The sequence below is a fragment of the Candidatus Mesenet endosymbiont of Agriotes lineatus genome, from assembly GCF_964019585.1.
In the GTDB taxonomy this organism is placed as follows: Bacteria; Pseudomonadota; Alphaproteobacteria; order Rickettsiales; family Anaplasmataceae; genus Mesenet.
In genome coordinates this window covers 419141-435922 of the sequence record NZ_OZ026454.1, presented here as the reverse complement: position 1 = coordinate 435922, position 16782 = coordinate 419141, and the positions used below count along the sequence as shown (strand labels likewise).

Here is a 16782-nt window from a genome sequence, read left to right as displayed (position 1 = left end):
CCCTTTTAAATTTGAAAATTTATAAGTAAAATGATACTGTTAATTAATAACTAAAAAAGGATAAATTTTGAACGAAAATACTCTTTCTATTTTAAAACCTGATGTAATAAAACGCAATATTATAGGCGAGGTTATTTCATATATTGAACGATCTGGATTAAAAATTATTGCCCAGAAAAAAATGCTACTGACAAAAGAGCAAGCAGAGCTATTTTATGAGATCCATAAAGAAAGGCCTTTTTTTTCTGATCTTGTTGAATTTATGACTTCTGGCTCTATTGTTATCCAGGTTATATCTGGAGAAAATGCTGTGAGCAAATACAGAACCATTATGGGGGCTACAGATCCAAAACAAGCAGAAAAAGGAACAATAAGAGGTGATCTTGCCGATAATATTGATGCTAATTGTGTACATGGTTCAGATAGCATTGAAAACGCTAAGAGAGAAATTGCTTTTTTCTTTGCAGGATATGAGCTAATAGATATAGAATAAAAAAGTTAAAATAAAAGTGTATTTATCTGTAACATATAAAACTCGGTACTTCTGGCAAGACCACTTCAAGCAATCCAGTAGATGGAGTTGATGTGTCTGCATTTTTATTTCTTACCATAAATTCTCTTAACTTTTGACACCTATCAAGATCACTAAAGTCAGTTGAAAATGGTAATTGATATGATTTCAAATCATCAATTAATTTTGAAGCTTGCAATTCAAATTCTTCTTTATTAAGCTTTTCAAGTTTAAATGATTTTATGAAAATTAGAAATTCCAAATTTAACTCTTGAGAATTTGAGCCAATAAAGATCTTTTTGGTTTTTAGTATTTCAACAACGTTTCTAATAAAACTCTTCTTTAAAAAATTTAAAACCTTTAAGGAAGAAGTATATTCTTCTATTGCACCCCTTAGATTATTTAAGGCATTACAGTATAATTCCATTACTCTTGTCAATTCTAATTCATTAGAATTACCTTGACCACCATTTTTAACGTTATCTATTGCATTTTTTACGCAACACTCAACATGACATTGAACATAGTTTTCATTTACACTGTAAAAAGGATAATTGTTATTAATATTCATATATTTTATAATATTAAATACACTATTTGCAGTTTCTTTACAAATCTCTATGGGTAAGTAAGATTCTTTTATGTCTAAATCAAAAGCGTATTCAAGCCTGTCTTTAAATCTATTGTTAAAAGATATAGAATACCCAGGATCATTTTCTGTATGCACTGCATTGTTAAATATTCGAAGCACTCTAGGTTGAGAACATAGTTTAAATTCTTTATTTATCTCCAATTTAGGTACAAGATATCTTATCTTAAAAGTAATAGGATCAACTATACATGAGGTAACGCCACCATAAGTGCAAAAGATATTGGAATGATTAATATGAATATTATGTCCATACTTCAACAAAGCCCTTATTATTTTTTCGAGATTCTTCTGTGAGTTTCCATTTCCTTGTGCTCCCATCAAAACAACTCTTTTGCTACCAGTAGGCATGTACTTAAGTAGATTAGATAAGTGATCTTCAGTAACGCCCCAATCTACATGAATGAGTGCTGTTTTTTTACTATTAAAGTCTTGGATTACCAAAGCAATACAGTCAAAAAAGGCATAAGTTCCCATTTTTTGGTTGGATGAAAAACCTACTTCTCCCTGGGCAACAATATATGCTTCTTCATCATATTTGCCTTGAAATTTGTCTAAACTTAAATCATGAATGTTCTTAAAATAAAAAGCAGCAAGCTTTGTTGAGTGAGAAAGATTTCTAGAGTTTGCTTTCATAGAACCTATAACATTAGAAAAACAATGGAAGTAATCAACTGTTTGTTCATCAATGCTATCTTTTAACCTCTTCAGAGCCTTTCTAAAGACATAACGTTTAAATATCTTAAAACCTTCTTTAGCAAGGTAATGCGTAATGATATCTTGTAGGTCCTTGCATTTTATAGTAATTTTTACATCATAATCCTCTACAAGATTATTTAGGACTTCTATATTTACTCGAAGTAATTCAAGTAAACTTTTATCTTCAATTACTTTGTCCTCATCTAAATTTACAAAAGGAGAAGGCAAAGCTTTTATAGCTTTAATTATCTGATTGATATCAGTTGTTTTATCAATGGTTTGATTATTAATGTATATCAATAGTTAATATATAAATATTCTTAAATTAATATTAATTTTGATATTCAAAAGTTTTTTGATATTTTAAAAAAAGCTATCAATATTATTGATTTACTTTAATACTGTTCGATGACTATCATATCTATAGAAAATCCTATTGAGCTCTTTGATCTTTGGTACCAAGAAGCTTTAGACACGAAAGTTAAGGACCTAGCTGCAATGGTGCTTGCAACCTGTAGTAAAGATTGCATTCCATCTGCAAGGGTCGTGTTACTTAAGGAATATAGCAAAAAAGGGTTTGTTTTTTTTACTAATGTAAATAGTTGCAAGGGAAAGGAACTAACAGAAAATCCAAAAGCAGCTTTAGTATTTTATTGGGTAGAACTTTATAAGCAGATAAGAATTGAAGGCAAGGTGAAGCTATTAGAGAGTAATAAGGCTGATAAGTACTTTGCTTCACGTCCAAAAGAAAGTCAAATAAACGCTTGGTGTTCAAAACAATCAAGTATTTTGGAAGATTGTTTTGAAAATGAAATGAAAATAATGGCAAAAGAGTTTAAAGATAAAGAAATTACAAGACCAGATTTTTGGACAGGATTCTATGTTATTCCAAAAGCTATAGAATTTTGGCAAGGAGGCAAGCATAGGAACCATACCCGCTACAAATATCAGTTAACTGAGAATAATAGCTGGAAAATAAACAGGCTATACCCATAATTTTACTTTCCTTTATCATACTTTTTATGAGATTGTGCACTATCACCTTCAACATTACTACTTTGAGATTGTTTGTCGTCATGAAAATAGTACTTAGGTTTAGGAGCATGTTTAGAAAATTCACTAATCTGTTCAGGAGACATACCTGTTATTTTTGTAAATTCTTCTTTGCTTACTTTTCTTTTGCTTTCACCTTCGCCTATATAGTAATAATCTTGACGGGGTGTATTTTTAAGTTTCTCTTTTATATCTGAGCTGTATATGTGATATTCTTGATCAAAGCTTGGCATTTTTAAATCATTACCACTACAGTCTATAGTTTGACCAAAATGCAAATCTTTTACATGATTAATTTTTTTACCACCATATTCATGTATATTTTTATCTGTAATACTTTCAACATACTCGTGATCATAACCTGATGCTTCAGGTTTTTGCCGCTTATCATGTATAATACTAATATTCCTCTCTGGAACACAAATAATTGCACCATCGTTAACAGCTGTAGCTTTAAAAATTCCTTGAGTTTCAATTACTGCAAACTCCTTAACACGCCCTTCTATCGTAACAGAAGAATCATTTCTTACCATTACTATTGCACCTTTTTCAATTACACATGATCCTTCTTTTTCATTGAATACTTCAACTGCACTATTAGATAGTATCACCGCTTCCTCTTTTATGTTGCCATTAATTTTAAGTTTAGCATACATGATTTTGCCGTTTTCTACCCTCTTAGCTTCCATTATAATCGCTGTATTATTTGGAATATCCCCTGCTATTTCTATATCACGTTCACCTGTAAGCTTTTGAATCCTTTTGATATTATATTCTTTATATTTTTCAATATATTGTTTTATTTTTTTTATATTTCCTTCATCATTTTCTTGAAAAGAAAGATCTTCTGCTTTTATTTTTCTCTCATTCAGACCATACTCCCCATTAAGCAATGAATATACTTAATAATATTTACTAAACATATTGAAAAAAATATTAAACTGCAAAACTATTACCACAACCACACCTAGACTTAGCCAAAGGGTTCTTAATAATAAACCCAGACCCATTTAAATCTTCAGTATAATCCACCACTGAATTTTTTAGAAGTTGAGCAGAATTACTATCCACAAGTAAGATTGGTTTTCCGCACTCATCATTTATCATGATACCAGATGCATCAAGCTCATCCTCTTCGTCATCATAGTCAAAATCGTCATCTTCTATATCGTAATCATCATCGTCATCACTTGCATCATCATTTTGTACTTCATCCATTTTAAAATTATATTGAAACCCAGAGCATCCACCACCAGATACTAAAACACGTAAGGCAGAATTAGAACTACCTTCTTCATTTATAAGAGAGTGAACTTTCCTAATCGCACTTTCAGTAAGAGTTATGTTATAATTCATTGACATAAATACCCAAATTTACTTTAACTACGTATTATAATAATATTAGATAATGTCAAATAAAAATATTTTATCAAGCTTTGCTTGTGCATTTGATCAAACAAAAGGAAGATTTTTTGATGAAGAAGATGATAAGTATCGCAGCTGTTTTCAACGCGATAGAGATCGTATTATTCACTCTGGCGCATTTCGTAAATTGGAATACAAAACACAAGTGTTTATTAATTATACAGGAGATTATTACCGCACAAGGTTAACTCACAGTTTAGAAGTAGCACAAGTTGCACGTTCTATATGCAAAAGATTACGCTTAAATGAAGATATCGCTGAAGCGATATCTTTAGCTCATGATTTAGGGCACGCACCTTTTGGTCATGCAGGGGAAGATGCTTTAAATGAAGCAACGAAGAACTTTACTGGTTTTGATCATAATATACAGTCTTTAAGAATTTTAACGTATCTTGAGCAGCGATATATTCATTTCAACGGCATTAACCCTACTTGGGAAATTTTAGAAGGCATCGCAAAACATAATGGTCCTTTACCTGAGAATAAAAAATCTCTAATTATTGGTCATCTGATGCAAACAATACCTGAATATGAAAAAAAGAAGGAAAAGTATGATTTAAAATTTGCGGAATTCTCTAGCGCTGAAGCCCAAGTTGCTGCAATTTCTGATGATATAGCTTACAATGTGCATGATCTAGATGATGGGCTTAGGGCTAAATTTTTTACTACTGATGATTTATTAACTCTCCCTTTATTTAGTGAGTTATTTAAGGAAGTATTGAACGAATATCCAAATTTATCACAAAATAAAGTAATATATGAATTTCTAAGGAGAATGATAAATTTCATGATTCAAGATATCGTAAAGCAGGTTGAAAAAAACATTCAAATTTATAATATTGAGACTTCTGAAGGTATAAGGAAGCTAAGAAAGCCTTTAGTGCATTTTTCCCCAGAGCTTACTGAAAGTAATAAAAAGCTTAAAGAATTTTTAAATGCAAAGGTGTATAGGCATTATAAAATTAATAGAGTAACCAGCAAAGCAAAGCGAATAATTTGCGATCTTTTCAATATTTTTCACAATGAACCAAATATATTACCTACAGAATGGAGCAAAATTGCATCCAGTGCAAGTGAAGAGCAACGTTCTATTATAGTTTGTGATTACATTGCTGGCATGACTGACAGGTTCGCTATTCAAGAGCATAGAAGAATATTTGATACTTCGTATGAAATGACGTCTTTTTAAATTTTTTATGTACGATGACAATCATTTCATATCAATTGCTTTAAGACTGGCAAAACGAGGATTAGGAAACGTATCACCTAATCCTACAGTTGGCTGCGTTATTGTTCAAGATGATGTTATCATAAGTAGAGGCTGGACTCAAGCTGGTGGGCGCCCTCACGCAGAAGTTATCGCCTTAGAACGCGCTGAAAATCTAGCACATAACTCTACTATGTATATTACTCTTGAACCATGTTGCCATCATGGAAATACAGCGCCCTGCACTTCAGCTATAATTGCTTCCGGCATAAAAAAAGTTGTAATTGCCACATGCGATCCAGATAGTCGCGTATCCGGTAAAGGGATTGAAACCTTATTAAATGCAGGAGTCGAAGTAAAATGCAATGTGATGAAAAAAGAAGCAGAAGAATTGAATGCTGGATTTTTTTGCAGCAAAAAGCTATTTAGACCTTTTATAACATTAAAGATGGCAATGTCCTTCGATGGCAAAATTGCCACTTCTGCAGGTGAAAGTAAGTGGATAACTAGTTCTCTTACTAGAAATTGGGTTCATAAAGTTAGAGCCGAGCATGATGCTGTTATGATTGGTAGTAACACTTTGGAAATTGATGACCCTATGCTAGATTGTCGCCTACCTGGTCTTGAAGGACAATCACCAATGAGGATTATAATAGATAGCAAAGCAAGATTAAAATCAAGGCATCAAATTGCAAAAACAGCCAGTAAAATAAAAACTGTAGTAGTTACAGACCATGAGCCAAAGGAAAGAATAAAACATATTGATTATCTTATAGCTTATGATTGCAAGACTTCTCTAAAACTGGTAATGCAAGAACTAACAACAAAGTTTGGTATCACAAGACTATTAGTAGAAGGTGGAAGTACACTATTTACAGAATTGCTCAAACAAAAGCTGGCTGACAGAATAATCTGCTGTAGAGCAGGCAAAATTCTTGGCAATGAAGCACTACCCGCAATAGGAAATTTAAATATTGTAGACATAAGTCAATGTTATGCCCTAAAAAAAGTTGAGTCATTCAACTTTAGCGATGACATAATTGAAATATGGGACACTGAAATAGTAACTTCTCTATAACAAAAGTAATAAATATAATAACTATTTTATAAAGAAAATAAAATATCACTTTATAAGTTGATAAGCATAGCATTATATATTAACTGCTATCATAAATTTGGGGGATTTATGTCACTTAATGATGAATTAATTAATGCAGTTAAAAAATGCTGTAAAAATGGTGAAGAATACAAGAAAAACATAGAGGAAGTACGTTCTTTACTAGAGAAAGGAGCAAGTGCTAACGCTGTGAATTATAAGCAGTTCCATAATAAATCAACAGTTTTGCTCTGGGCTGCTGAACAAGGGAAGAAAGAAGTCGTAGAACTACTTCTAAAGCATGGTGCAGATATTAATAATGGTGGTAGAGAAGGAAAACCAACCGCGACACCTTTGCATGCAGCTATTGAAAAAAAACACGAAGAAGTAGCGATATTTCTTATAGAAAATGGTGCAGATATACATGTCAAGGATCAATTGGGAGCAACACCTCTACATGCTGCTGCTTATGAAGGGCTAGGAAAGTTAGTAAAATTACTTTTAGATAAGGGAGCGAATGTTCACATCCAAAACATTCACAAAGACACTCCTTTGCATAGAGCAATGTATCCTAATGCAGATCCACAAACAGTAAGGCTGCTTTTAGAACATGGATCAGATATTAATACCATAGGTAATTGTGGTAGCACACTTATATCATTTATTATATGGAAAGAATCTCCAGAAAGTTTCTTCCTACTCCTACTTTTTGGTGCTGATGTAAATAAAGAACCTGAGTTTACAAGGGAGGCAATAAACTCAGAACCTAATCTCAAAAATTGCCTTACAGCATTCGAACAAATCAAAGCAATGCCTCATTTAGGTAAATTAATAGAAGCAAATAAAAGTGGAAATGCAGAAGCTATTGCTAGTTACATAAACAATGAAGCCAAAAGACAAGAATTAATTAAAGAATTCAAAACAATTAAGGAAAAATATAGCTCTGATGAGCAATTATCTTTTATACCTGAGTGTGTGTTAGGTGTTATAGAGCATTTAAGTAAGCAATATCTGTTAGCACACAAGAAAGATGCATTTAGAACTGGTGCTCTTGCTGAACTCTTAAGATTAGAATTGCTAAGAATAAAAAAAGGGAACTTTGACCTTAATAAGAAAATGGCAATACAAGATTATGGCATTATTGAGGGAAGTAATGATGCATTAAATCTGAGCGTAGCATGCAAATCTATCAATACAGAAGCTAGGCGGCATGCAGAGATTAGTTTGCAAAAACGAGAAAAGAAGATCAGCGGACTATCTCATGAACCGCAAAGGTTACTAGCTGAAGTAGAAGCCTCCCCAAGAAAACGTCAACGCATAGAATAGAGATAATGAAAAATTTCCTAATTATTCAAATAATAAAACAGTTACTGTGGGTAGGATTTAAAAATTTTTGAAAAAATAGCGAAATTCTACAAATTTTCTGCTTCCATAGATTTTCAGGTATTGCATATAATGGGGATGCCAATCTGGAGAGATTGAGGCTGTAGAGGCGGCCTTTAAAGTGGCAGATGTATAGGAAAAAAAGATCTGAATATATTGAATAGGATCTTTGGCGACCTACTGAATAGTTTTAGCTATTTTAAGATTTTTTCTTAAAACAAGATTGATACCTTTGTGGTCATATGCTTTAAAACATACGACTATAGCGCTTCCAATTATCAATTGGTAGTCCTTTCATGGTGGGAATCCGTGAAAAGGGCTAAAAACGCTCCTCTCTCTGATGTTGTACACGTGCTTTTTCTCCAGATTGGCACTAAATCAACAATAGGTCGAAAAAGGTTGAAAGATAAGATCAAAATAAATAATGATTCAGAGAATTCTAAAAAATCAGAATTAAACAAATTTTAAATTTTTCTTTTTTTAATTATAGGAGTATGAGATGAAATAGCTTTGTTTGGTTTAGAAAATTTCCATTATTCCCTAAGCAGTTCGTTTATCGAAGTTTTAGCACGTGTTCTCTCATCTACTTTTTTTACAATTACAGCACAGTGAAGAGAAACGTTGTTTTCAGAAGAAATAGAACCGGGAACAACTACAGAGTAAGATGGTATTTCCCCATAATGAATCTTACCGGTTTTGCGATCTATTATTTTTGTCGATGCTCCAATACATACGCCCATAGCTAAGACTGAACCCTCTCTAACAATCACGCCTTCAGTTATACCGCTTGTTGCTCCAATAAAGCAATTGTCTTCTATAATAACAGGAGTTGCTTGTAGGGGTTCAAGCACACCACCTATAACTACATTACTTGAAATGTGGCAATTTTTCCCTATTTGTGCGCAACTACCGATAGTTACGCCACTATCTACCATAGTGCCAAAGTCAACATATGCTCCTACATTAACAAAGCTTGGCATCAGCACAACGTTTTCAGCAACATAAGCAGAATAACGAACAAAAGAATTTGGCACGGATCTAATTTTAGATTTTAAAAATTTCTCTTGGTCCCAATTATCAAATTTACTGCTAACCTTATCAAACCACCAAGCTTTTTCATTCTTCACTGCTGAATTACCAAAACTTATAAGTGATGAATCTACAGTACGAAAATGAAGTAATATGGCTTTCTTCATCCAGTCATTTACTTTCCATAATCCAGACTTATCTTTTTCCGCTACTCTAATTTTACCTGCATCTAATAAACTCAGTGTTTCTCGGATAGCTTCTTTAAGTTCTGCATTATTTGATATATGGTTTTTATTTTCCCATGCATTTTCTATGACTAACTTTATTTGATCCATTACTTTTAGTGAACTTAAGATAAGATATCTAAGGTATAATAACGCTAATTACTCACTGCGTAAATTAATTGTTGGATGCACATCACGCTCTGAAACTAACGTAACTAACAAGTTATTAATCAATTGAGCCTTTTCTTTACTATCTAATTGTATCCCTTTATTCTTTTCAAAATGCTCAATTACTTCCTCAATGATGCTTATAGCGTTCTGTACTATATGCCTTCTTGCAGATGTGATAGCATGTGCTTGCTGACGCCTAAGCATTGCTTGTGCAATTTCTGGTGAATACGCTAAATGTGACACTTTAGCTTCTGTAATTTCCACTCCTGCAATACTTAACCTCTTTTGCAACATTGACTTTAACTCATCAGAAATAGTATCTGAGTTCTTGCGCAAAGACTCTTCATCATTTTCACTATCATATGGGTAGTTACTTGCTAACTCTCTTATTACTGATTCACTTTGCACCGAAACAAACTGCATATAATTGTTAACATTGTAATACGCCTTAGCTGGGCTATCTACTCTCCATACAATCACTGCTGAAATTTCAATTGGACTGCCATTTGCATCATTAACTTTAATTTTGTCCGTATTGATACTATTAAATCTTAGAGAAACAGGATATTTAGAAGAAAGTGGTGCTGTGATGAAAATCCCAGGATTAAAATAAGTTCCAATATAATGGCCAAAGAGTTCAACTATCGTTGCCTCATTAGGATTATTAATAAAATACCCAGTCAGTATTAAAAGCAGTGTTCCTACTCCAATTATAAGAAATAAAGACTGCATAAATCCACTATTTACTTTTATGCTGGCAAAAAAAAGTATCTCTGCTAAAGTTACTATGAAGATTAACGTTGATATTAAATCTAATTTATTTAATTTTTTATCTTGTATCATATTCTATTCCTTTTACTATCTTCATGTGTGTAGACAATGCATTTTAGTATGACATTTTAAATTGTATAAGTGATGAAAGAAAGAATCAATAATATATTTGCACGTGAGATATTAGACAGCAGAGGATACCCAACAGTTGAGGTAGAGGTACTTTTATGCGGTGGTTCAATTGGCAAGGCATCTATTCCTTCCGGTGCTTCAGTTGGAACAATGGAAGCGCTGGAATTACGGGATAATGACCATAATCGTTACTGTGGCAAAGGAGTGCTTAAAGCAGTAAATGCAGTAAACACAGAAATTGCAGAATGCTTAAGTGGCATGAATGCAACAGAGCAGAAAAAAATAGATAAAGCTTTAATTAATCTAGATGGTACAGAGAATAAATCAAGAATTGGCGCTAATGCTATTTTAGGGGCATCTTTAGCAGTAGCGAAAGCTGCTGCTTGTTCTTTAAATATACCACTGTTTAAATACTTAGGTGGTATACATATAATGCCAGTACCATTCATCAATATCATCAATGGTGGTGCACATGCTGATAACATGCTAGATTTTCAAGAATTTATGATAATACCTGTAGGGGCTAGCACTTTTAGGGAAGCAATTAGGAAATCCTCAGAGGTTTTTCATAGTTTAAAAGAAATACTCAAAAAGAAAAATTACAGTACAAGTGTTGGTGATGAAGGAGGGTTTGCTCCAAATCTGAGCAAAACCGAAGAAGCTTTGGATTTAATACTAGAAGCTATAGAAAAATCTGGATATTCTAAAGACTTCTCTTTAGGGCTAGATGTTGCAGCATCAACTTTTTACAAAAATAATCTATATAAATTTGCAAATAAGGAGCTAAGCTCAGAAGAGTTAATAGATTCTTATCAAGAATTGATAGATAAATATCCAATTGTATCAATAGAAGATGGACTCAGTGAAAATGATCATCAAGGCTGGCAGCTGTTAACCGAAAAACTTGGTAAAAAGGTACAACTTGTTGGGGATGATTTATTTGTGACAAATTGCAGCTTAATTCAGAAGGGAATAGAGATAAATATGGCAAATTCAGTGCTAATTAAGCCAAACCAAATAGGTACTTTAACTGAAACTTTAAATGCCATAGAGCTGGCACATTCTCATTCTTATAAGACTATTATTTCTCACCGTTCAGGTGAAACTGAAGATGTGACAATTGCACATCTAGCTGTAGGATTTGGCTGCGGTCAAATAAAAACAGGGTCGCTTTCTCGCTCGGAGAGGCTAGCAAAATATAATGAATTAATTAGAATTGAAGAGCAACTTGAAGGTGCAGATCAATACTATAGGTTTTCATGAGCTTTATTGATGAAGTTAAAGTATACTTAAAAGCTGGCAATGGTGGTAGTGGTGCTGCAAGTTTTCGCCGTGAAAAATATGTTGAATTTGGTGGTCCAGATGGTGGTAATGGTGGCAAGGGAGGAGATATTATTTTTGTTGCAGACCAAAGCTTAAATACCTTACTTAACTTCCGTTATAATCAACATATTAAAGCTCCAAATGGGAAAAATGGTGCAGGAAGAGATAAGTCCGGTCTATCCGGAGAAGATATAATAATTAAAGTGCCAATCGGTACGCAAGTTATAGAAGAAGATACTATCATTGCTGATATTAGTGAAACAAATAGGCAATTTTTGATAGCAAAAGGTGGTTCAGGAGGAATAGGTAACTCTCATTTTAAGACTTCAACCAATAGGGCGCCAAGACATTTTACTTACGGTCAAAAAGGGGAAGAAAAGTATGTAGTGTTAAAACTAAAAATACTATCTGATGTTGGTATTATTGGTTTGCCAAATGCAGGAAAATCTACTTTTCTAACACGTTGTTCTCATGCAACGCCAAAAATTGATAACTATCCTTTTACTACCTTAAGACCATATCTTGGGGTAGCTAGTATAGATGATGAAGAAATAGTCATTGCAGATATCCCCGGCCTTATTGCTGATGCTCATTTAGGAGTTGGGCTTGGTCATAAATTTTTAAAACATATAGAAAGGTGTCAGATTTTGCTGCATTTAATTGACTGCACAAGTGATGATGTACTTGCAGATTATAAATGTATACGCAATGAACTGATGCTCTATAATAAAAGTTTAATGGATAAGAAGGAAGTTGTAGTTTTAAATAAATGTGATCTTTTAGATGAACAAACAGTTAAAGCTAAAAAAAATATCCTAAACAGTTGTGTTAAAGAGGTATATACTTTATCACTTAACGATGATCTCAAGCCAGTTTTAAGACTACTAAATGAGAATCTTAAAAGTAGTAAGGCAAAAAAAAATGAGGTGTTTGATCCTTATAAATATAGTTAATTAAAAACAAAATCAATAGCTTGCTTATTTAGTAATTCTTGATTGCATTTATATCCATATTAGAATAGGTTTAGCTCAAAAAGGGGGATAGATAAATGACTAACTATGTTGAAGGAAAAGAATATGACATATTCTATACAATAGGGGGAAAAGTATATAAAGAGAAAAACTTTATTGTTCTGACAAGTCGACTTGAATCCGATTTTTGCCAAAACCGTGTTGTTGATTTTTGCTTTGGAGAGAGAGGAACAAGGGCAAGTAATACTGCAGTAAGTCTTATTATTGTACCTATAGCACTTTTTGGTGCTGCCATTTTTGGATTGGCTACAGGCATATCGCAAATTGCTATTGCTGGTGCAGCTTGTGGAACTGCGAGCTGTTGTTTGCCACCATGTGTCGCTCATTGCGGTCATGCTCACCATGTTCTTAGTAATGAAGAGGTTTACACACGCCCAGTTACAGTTGAAATTGTTACTACTTTGCCACAACTACAGCAACATTCATTTGTAGGTAGTACCGTTGAAAGAGAATTGGGGTACAACGGCAAAAAATCATTTATGAAATTTCTCAAGTCTTTAGAAAAGTTAAAAACATTAAAAATTAATGACATTACGCAACATTCAAGACTAATTATAAAAGTACCTAAAGTAATAATGGGAGTAGGGCAAAAGCTGAATCTTGACAAACTATATGATAAATACCAAGTATATAAATTATTTAATCGATACTACAACACTGAAAAGCAGTTAATATTAAAAATACCCTTTGACATTCAACATAAAGGGGAGGAGAAAAGTGGAAGCGGATATGTAGAGTACATTGGTATTAATCATTCAATAGAAAAAACTACTACTGATGATAGAGATAGACGCTATCAAGTAGGAAAGACTATAGAACAATTAAAGATAAAGAGAAATTATGTTGTAACTGAAGGCCACATGTTTTTGATAAACAGGTGGACATCTTATACCATTCATGAAAGAAAAAGAGGGAAAATAATACATAAGGATGAAGAAATAGAGACAAGAATAGATGCAAATGGTGATGTCAAGATAAGTGATAAGTACTTAGAAGCTTATCAACAAGGAAAGATTAATATAGCTAATGGTAGCAGTAGTATTTTCATAGGTGATATTCCTTTTGCAGATGCTGTAGCTTGTGGGAAGTGGAAAAATGGTGTTATTAGGCACGATTTTGCTGTAGCATCAGCATATAAGGCTCCTTTTTTATCAGGCTGGAAACCATCAAATGATATTGTTATAACTGGACCAAGTTCTAGTGTAGAACTAGCTAATGTTAGTACTGAAGCAATGTGCAAAGATTGTAAGTAGCTTTAAAATTGATATTGTCTAAAATTAAATATTATGGTAAGAAAGAAGTGGACGGATGGCCGAGCGGTTTAAGGCACCAGTCTTGAAAACTGACGCATGTGTAAGCATGCCGTGGGTTCAAATCCTACTCCGTCCGCTCGAAACGTTTATATTAATGCATATGAGGTTCCTTTACCCAATCGTTGTTAAAGTAACCTTATAATACTTTAACTGCCGAAATAAAATTTCTTACATTATAACTTTTGCCAGCTATTTTATAACGATAACTAAAAAGGTCTAACAACAACCATTATCACTATTACTACTATAAGTACTGTCACTATTTCATTTAAGATTCGAAAATAAATGTGAGACTTCTTGTTAATATTTCTTTCGAAATCTTTTCTATGTTTAGCAAACAACATTTGAATTATTGACATTACAATTATAGCAAAGGCTTTAATGTGAAACCATGTCTCAAAGTATACTTTTTTAATACTGATTAGTATTATACCTAAGAGAAAAGTAGAGATCATAGCTGGGTTTATAATACATCGCAGCAGTCTTCTTTCCATTACTTTTAACATATTATCACTGTCAGAACCGGGTTTGACTTCTGTGTGATATACGTAAAGCCGTGGTAGGTATAACATACCGGCCATCCACATTATTACTGAAATGATATGAAATGCTTCGATCCAATGATAATAATTCATAAATATTTCCTGAATTTTTTACAACTTTAGTTATACTAAATTATTAGTGAATATGAAACTTGATTTTTTTTATTATTCCACGGAAGTAAGAAAATAATATTTAGGGAATATATCGATGAAAAAACACAATAATTTAGGAAAAGAGCAAATAGTAAAAGCTTATACTGACATGCTCTTTATACGCCGTTTTGAAGAAAAAGCTGGTCAATTATATGGAATGGGTCTTATAGGGGGTTTTTGCCATTTATATATAGGACAAGAGGCAGTAGCTGTAGGCATGCAGCAGGCAGCAAAACCTGGGGACTCATCCATTACAAGTTATAGGGACCATGGACTTATGCTTGCATGTGGGGCGGATGCAAAAGGAGTTGTGGCAGAGTTACTTGGTAAGAAGTCCGGATGCTCTAAAGGCAAAGGGGGATCTATGCACATGTTTGATACTGAAAAAAACTTTTTTGGTGGGCATGGAATAGTTGGGGCACAAGTCCCTATTGGCACTGGCATAGCCTTTGCAAATAAGTATAAGAGAGATAATAATATAAACAAAAATGATAATATAGTCTTCACTTATCTTGGTGATGGTGCAGTAAACCAAGGACAAGTGTATGAAGCATTTAACATGGCATCTCTGTGGAAATTACCTGTGGTTTACATTATAGAAAATAACGAATATGCAATGGGAACTTCAGTTGAGCGCTCTGCTGCAGTTACTGACTTATATAAAAGAGGAGAAAGTTGCGGCATTTTGGGACATAAAGTAGACGGTATGGATTTTTTTGCAGTAGCTGAAGCTGCGGCGAAAGCTGCTGAGCATTGTCGCTCAGGCAATGGTCCTATTATTTTAGAGGCGAAAACTTACCGCTATCGTGGTCATTCTATGTCAGATCCAGCAAAATATCGTTCAAAAGAGGAAGTTGAATATATTAAGGAAAACAAAGACCCTATAGAAAGTTTAAAACAATATATTATAGACAATAAAATTGCTTCTGACGAAGAATGTAATAAGTATGATAGAGAAATACGCAACACCATACAAGAAATTGCAAGTTTTGCTCAAAACAGTGAAGAACCAGATATTGATGAGCTTTGGACTGATGTTTACAAATCTTGAAATAGCTTCTATATGAAAACATCAGCGAGTATTAATTTATAGAACTTCACCACTAAAAATAGGCTTCTTCCCTGCTATTGCTGGAATGAATGCAATTTGTGGTTCTTTAATGCTACTTAATGGATGTGATCTATTAGCATTAACATAATCAAGTAATTCACTGTACTTATTCATATCTACTGATTGCTCTCCCTTTAACTTCAGCTTAACTTCTGTAGATGAGCAGTCTGCATAATGGAATTTAATGGAATTAATATTGTATAAGTCGGTGAATTCGAAATTTTTATCAGCTGATTTTTGAATTTCTCCATTTGATAGATACATTGTATCATGTTGATACCTTACATTATCAGGATTACTTTTGTTATAATATTTTTCAAAATCTGTTTTCTTAAAGAAGAATACCTTCGATCTCTTAATTCCTTCTATAGTATTCCATACTTCCTCAGAGCCTATCACTTCAGGGTATATACTTTTATTCTTACTTGACCAGAAAGATGGTGTAGTAAAAGTAACTTCTTCAAATAGTTTATTTATCCCTTTTAATTTTTCATTTTCCGTGCTGCCTTGTACAACTGGTATCTCTATTACATTCTTATCTGGCATTATCATAAGGCCGTTATGATCTAAGTTTATAGTTACTTTTTTCATTTTATCTTTTTTACTATCACTTAATAACAGCTCTTTAGTCTTATTAAAAAGATCCTGGTCACCACTACAGCTTAAACGTTTTGTTTTCACTTTATGAAATATAAAACTCAAGATCAAAACCGCTGAGATTATAGATGAAGCTATAATATAAAAGTAGGTCCTTGGATCTGCTACATCTTTTAAAAAGTTAAAATCTACTTTCTTCCCAGCTTGTGATATTGATAATGAAAAAAAATATGCAAGATTAAAAAGTAGTAATGTTGCCACTGCAATTTTAGATACTGTTCCATCTGCTGCTTTTTTCTTAAAATATTTTTGAATTTTAGTATGGTTCATAAATCCTTCCTACTATATAATAATTAAACTTA

The 16782-nt window shown here is 33.0% G+C and carries 17 protein-coding genes and 1 tRNA gene; 11 read left to right on the top strand and 7 right to left on the bottom strand.

All coding sequences use genetic code 11. From position 1 onward, the window contains the following. The first annotated feature begins 67 nt into the window (after positions 1 to 67). Positions 68 to 493, top strand: coding sequence for a nucleoside-diphosphate kinase (gene ndk, locus AACL19_RS02080; RefSeq protein ID WP_339046311.1), 426 nt, complete (start codon positions 68 to 70; stop codon positions 491 to 493). 22 nt (positions 494 to 515) lie between these two features. Here ndk and AACL19_RS02075 read toward each other — a convergent pair whose 3' ends face one another. Further along, positions 516 to 2159, bottom strand: a complete 1644-nt coding sequence (locus tag AACL19_RS02075; protein ID WP_339046309.1) for a hypothetical protein — start codon at positions 2157 to 2159, stop codon at positions 516 to 518. A gap of 108 nt (positions 2160 to 2267) precedes the next feature. On the opposite strand from AACL19_RS02075, the gene pdxH reads away from it, so the two are divergent. After that, positions 2268 to 2855 (top strand): pyridoxamine 5'-phosphate oxidase, encoded by a 588-nt coding sequence (pdxH, locus tag AACL19_RS02070; protein ID WP_410519865.1) that lies wholly within the window; start codon positions 2268 to 2270, stop codon positions 2853 to 2855. 2 nt (positions 2856 to 2857) lie between these two features. Here the strand turns inward: pdxH and AACL19_RS02065 are convergent, their stop codons facing one another. Both AACL19_RS02065 and AACL19_RS02060 read right to left on the bottom strand, forming a co-directional pair. Beyond that, positions 2858 to 3805: a hypothetical protein gene (locus AACL19_RS02065; protein ID WP_339046307.1), complete on the bottom strand. Its 948-nt coding sequence runs from the start codon at positions 3803 to 3805 to the stop codon at positions 2858 to 2860. Positions 3806 to 3848: 43 nt separating this feature from the next. Then, complete coding sequence (locus AACL19_RS02060) at positions 3849 to 4274, bottom strand: heme biosynthesis protein HemY (protein WP_339046305.1); 426 nt, start codon at positions 4272 to 4274, stop codon at positions 3849 to 3851. A gap of 46 nt (positions 4275 to 4320) precedes the next feature. Between AACL19_RS02060 and AACL19_RS02055 the strand changes: the two genes are divergently transcribed. From AACL19_RS02055 to AACL19_RS02040, 4 genes are all read left to right on the top strand, one after another. Then, the gene (locus AACL19_RS02055) at positions 4321 to 5526 is read left to right on the top strand and encodes a deoxyguanosinetriphosphate triphosphohydrolase (protein WP_339046303.1); all 1206 of its coding nucleotides are present in this window, start codon (positions 4321 to 4323) and stop codon (positions 5524 to 5526) included. 7 nt (positions 5527 to 5533) lie between these two features. Continuing rightward, positions 5534 to 6622: a bifunctional diaminohydroxyphosphoribosylaminopyrimidine deaminase/5-amino-6-(5-phosphoribosylamino)uracil reductase RibD gene (gene ribD / locus AACL19_RS02050; protein WP_339046301.1), complete on the top strand. Its 1089-nt coding sequence runs from the start codon at positions 5534 to 5536 to the stop codon at positions 6620 to 6622. A gap of 108 nt (positions 6623 to 6730) precedes the next feature. Then, positions 6731 to 7966, top strand: coding sequence for an ankyrin repeat domain-containing protein (locus tag AACL19_RS02045; protein WP_339046299.1), 1236 nt, complete (start codon positions 6731 to 6733; stop codon positions 7964 to 7966). 366 nt (positions 7967 to 8332) lie between these two features. After that, entirely contained in the window at positions 8333 to 8491 is a 159-nt protein-coding gene (locus AACL19_RS02040) for a hypothetical protein (protein ID WP_339046097.1), read from the top strand. Positions 8492 to 8556: 65 nt separating this feature from the next. Here the strand turns inward: AACL19_RS02040 and dapD are convergent, their stop codons facing one another. Next, the gene (dapD, locus tag AACL19_RS02035; RefSeq protein WP_339046297.1) at positions 8557 to 9387 is read right to left on the bottom strand and encodes a 2,3,4,5-tetrahydropyridine-2,6-dicarboxylate N-succinyltransferase; all 831 of its coding nucleotides are present in this window, start codon (positions 9385 to 9387) and stop codon (positions 8557 to 8559) included. 48 nt (positions 9388 to 9435) lie between these two features. Then, on the bottom strand, positions 9436 to 10290 hold the full coding sequence (locus AACL19_RS02030; RefSeq protein ID WP_339046295.1) for an SPFH domain-containing protein: 855 nt from the start codon (positions 10288 to 10290) through the stop codon (positions 9436 to 9438). Positions 10291 to 10359: 69 nt separating this feature from the next. Here AACL19_RS02030 and eno point away from each other — a divergent pair, with 69 nt between their 5' ends. The 4 genes from eno (at position 10360) to AACL19_RS02010 (ending at position 14093) form a co-directional block, all read left to right on the top strand. Then, positions 10360 to 11613 (top strand): phosphopyruvate hydratase, encoded by a 1254-nt coding sequence (eno, locus tag AACL19_RS02025; protein ID WP_339046293.1) that lies wholly within the window; start codon positions 10360 to 10362, stop codon positions 11611 to 11613. Then, positions 11610 to 12626, top strand: a complete 1017-nt coding sequence (gene cgtA / locus AACL19_RS02020) for an Obg family GTPase CgtA (protein WP_339046291.1) — start codon at positions 11610 to 11612, stop codon at positions 12624 to 12626. Before eno ends, cgtA begins: the two co-directional genes overlap by 4 nt. Positions 12627 to 12721: 95 nt before the next feature. Beyond that, positions 12722 to 13957: a hypothetical protein gene (locus AACL19_RS02015; RefSeq protein WP_339046289.1), complete on the top strand. Its 1236-nt coding sequence runs from the start codon at positions 12722 to 12724 to the stop codon at positions 13955 to 13957. A gap of 49 nt (positions 13958 to 14006) precedes the next feature. Next, positions 14007 to 14093, top strand: a tRNA-Ser gene (locus AACL19_RS02010). Between the two features lie 130 nt (positions 14094 to 14223). Here the strand turns inward: AACL19_RS02010 and hemJ are convergent. Next, on the bottom strand, positions 14224 to 14652 hold the full coding sequence (gene hemJ / locus AACL19_RS02005; RefSeq protein WP_339046287.1) for a protoporphyrinogen oxidase HemJ: 429 nt from the start codon (positions 14650 to 14652) through the stop codon (positions 14224 to 14226). Positions 14653 to 14767: 115 nt separating this feature from the next. Between hemJ and pdhA the strand changes: the two genes are divergently transcribed. Next, positions 14768 to 15763, top strand: a complete 996-nt coding sequence (gene pdhA, locus AACL19_RS02000) for a pyruvate dehydrogenase (acetyl-transferring) E1 component subunit alpha (RefSeq protein WP_339046285.1) — start codon at positions 14768 to 14770, stop codon at positions 15761 to 15763. Positions 15764 to 15799: 36 nt separating this feature from the next. Here the strand turns inward: pdhA and AACL19_RS01995 are convergent, their stop codons facing one another. Further along, entirely contained in the window at positions 15800 to 16750 is a 951-nt protein-coding gene (locus AACL19_RS01995; RefSeq protein WP_339046283.1) for a hypothetical protein, read from the bottom strand. Positions 16751 to 16782: the final 32 nt, after the last annotated feature.

Excerpts from the sequence above, each read along its gene's own strand:
- pdhA (WP_339046285.1), top strand. The coding sequence starts at position 14,768 with ATGAAAAAACACAATAATTTAGGAAAAGAGCAAATAGTAAAAGCTTAT.
- ribD (WP_339046301.1), top strand. The coding sequence starts at position 5,534 with ATGTACGATGACAATCATTTCATATCAATTGCTTTAAGACTGGCAAAA.
- AACL19_RS02045 (WP_339046299.1), top strand. The coding sequence starts at position 6,731 with ATGTCACTTAATGATGAATTAATTAATGCAGTTAAAAAATGCTGTAAA.
- cgtA (WP_339046291.1), top strand. The coding sequence starts at position 11,610 with ATGAGCTTTATTGATGAAGTTAAAGTATACTTAAAAGCTGGCAATGGT.
- AACL19_RS02055 (WP_339046303.1), top strand. The coding sequence starts at position 4,321 with ATGTCAAATAAAAATATTTTATCAAGCTTTGCTTGTGCATTTGATCAA.
- AACL19_RS02060 (WP_339046305.1), bottom strand. The coding sequence starts at position 4,274 with ATGTCAATGAATTATAACATAACTCTTACTGAAAGTGCGATTAGGAAA.
- pdxH (WP_410519865.1), top strand. The coding sequence starts at position 2,268 with ATGACTATCATATCTATAGAAAATCCTATTGAGCTCTTTGATCTTTGG.
- AACL19_RS02015 (WP_339046289.1), top strand. The coding sequence starts at position 12,722 with ATGACTAACTATGTTGAAGGAAAAGAATATGACATATTCTATACAATA.
- AACL19_RS02030 (WP_339046295.1), bottom strand. The coding sequence starts at position 10,290 with ATGATACAAGATAAAAAATTAAATAAATTAGATTTAATATCAACGTTA.
- hemJ (WP_339046287.1), bottom strand. The coding sequence starts at position 14,652 with ATGAATTATTATCATTGGATCGAAGCATTTCATATCATTTCAGTAATA.
- dapD (WP_339046297.1), bottom strand. The coding sequence starts at position 9,387 with ATGGATCAAATAAAGTTAGTCATAGAAAATGCATGGGAAAATAAAAAC.
- AACL19_RS01995 (WP_339046283.1), bottom strand. The coding sequence starts at position 16,750 with ATGAACCATACTAAAATTCAAAAATATTTTAAGAAAAAAGCAGCAGAT.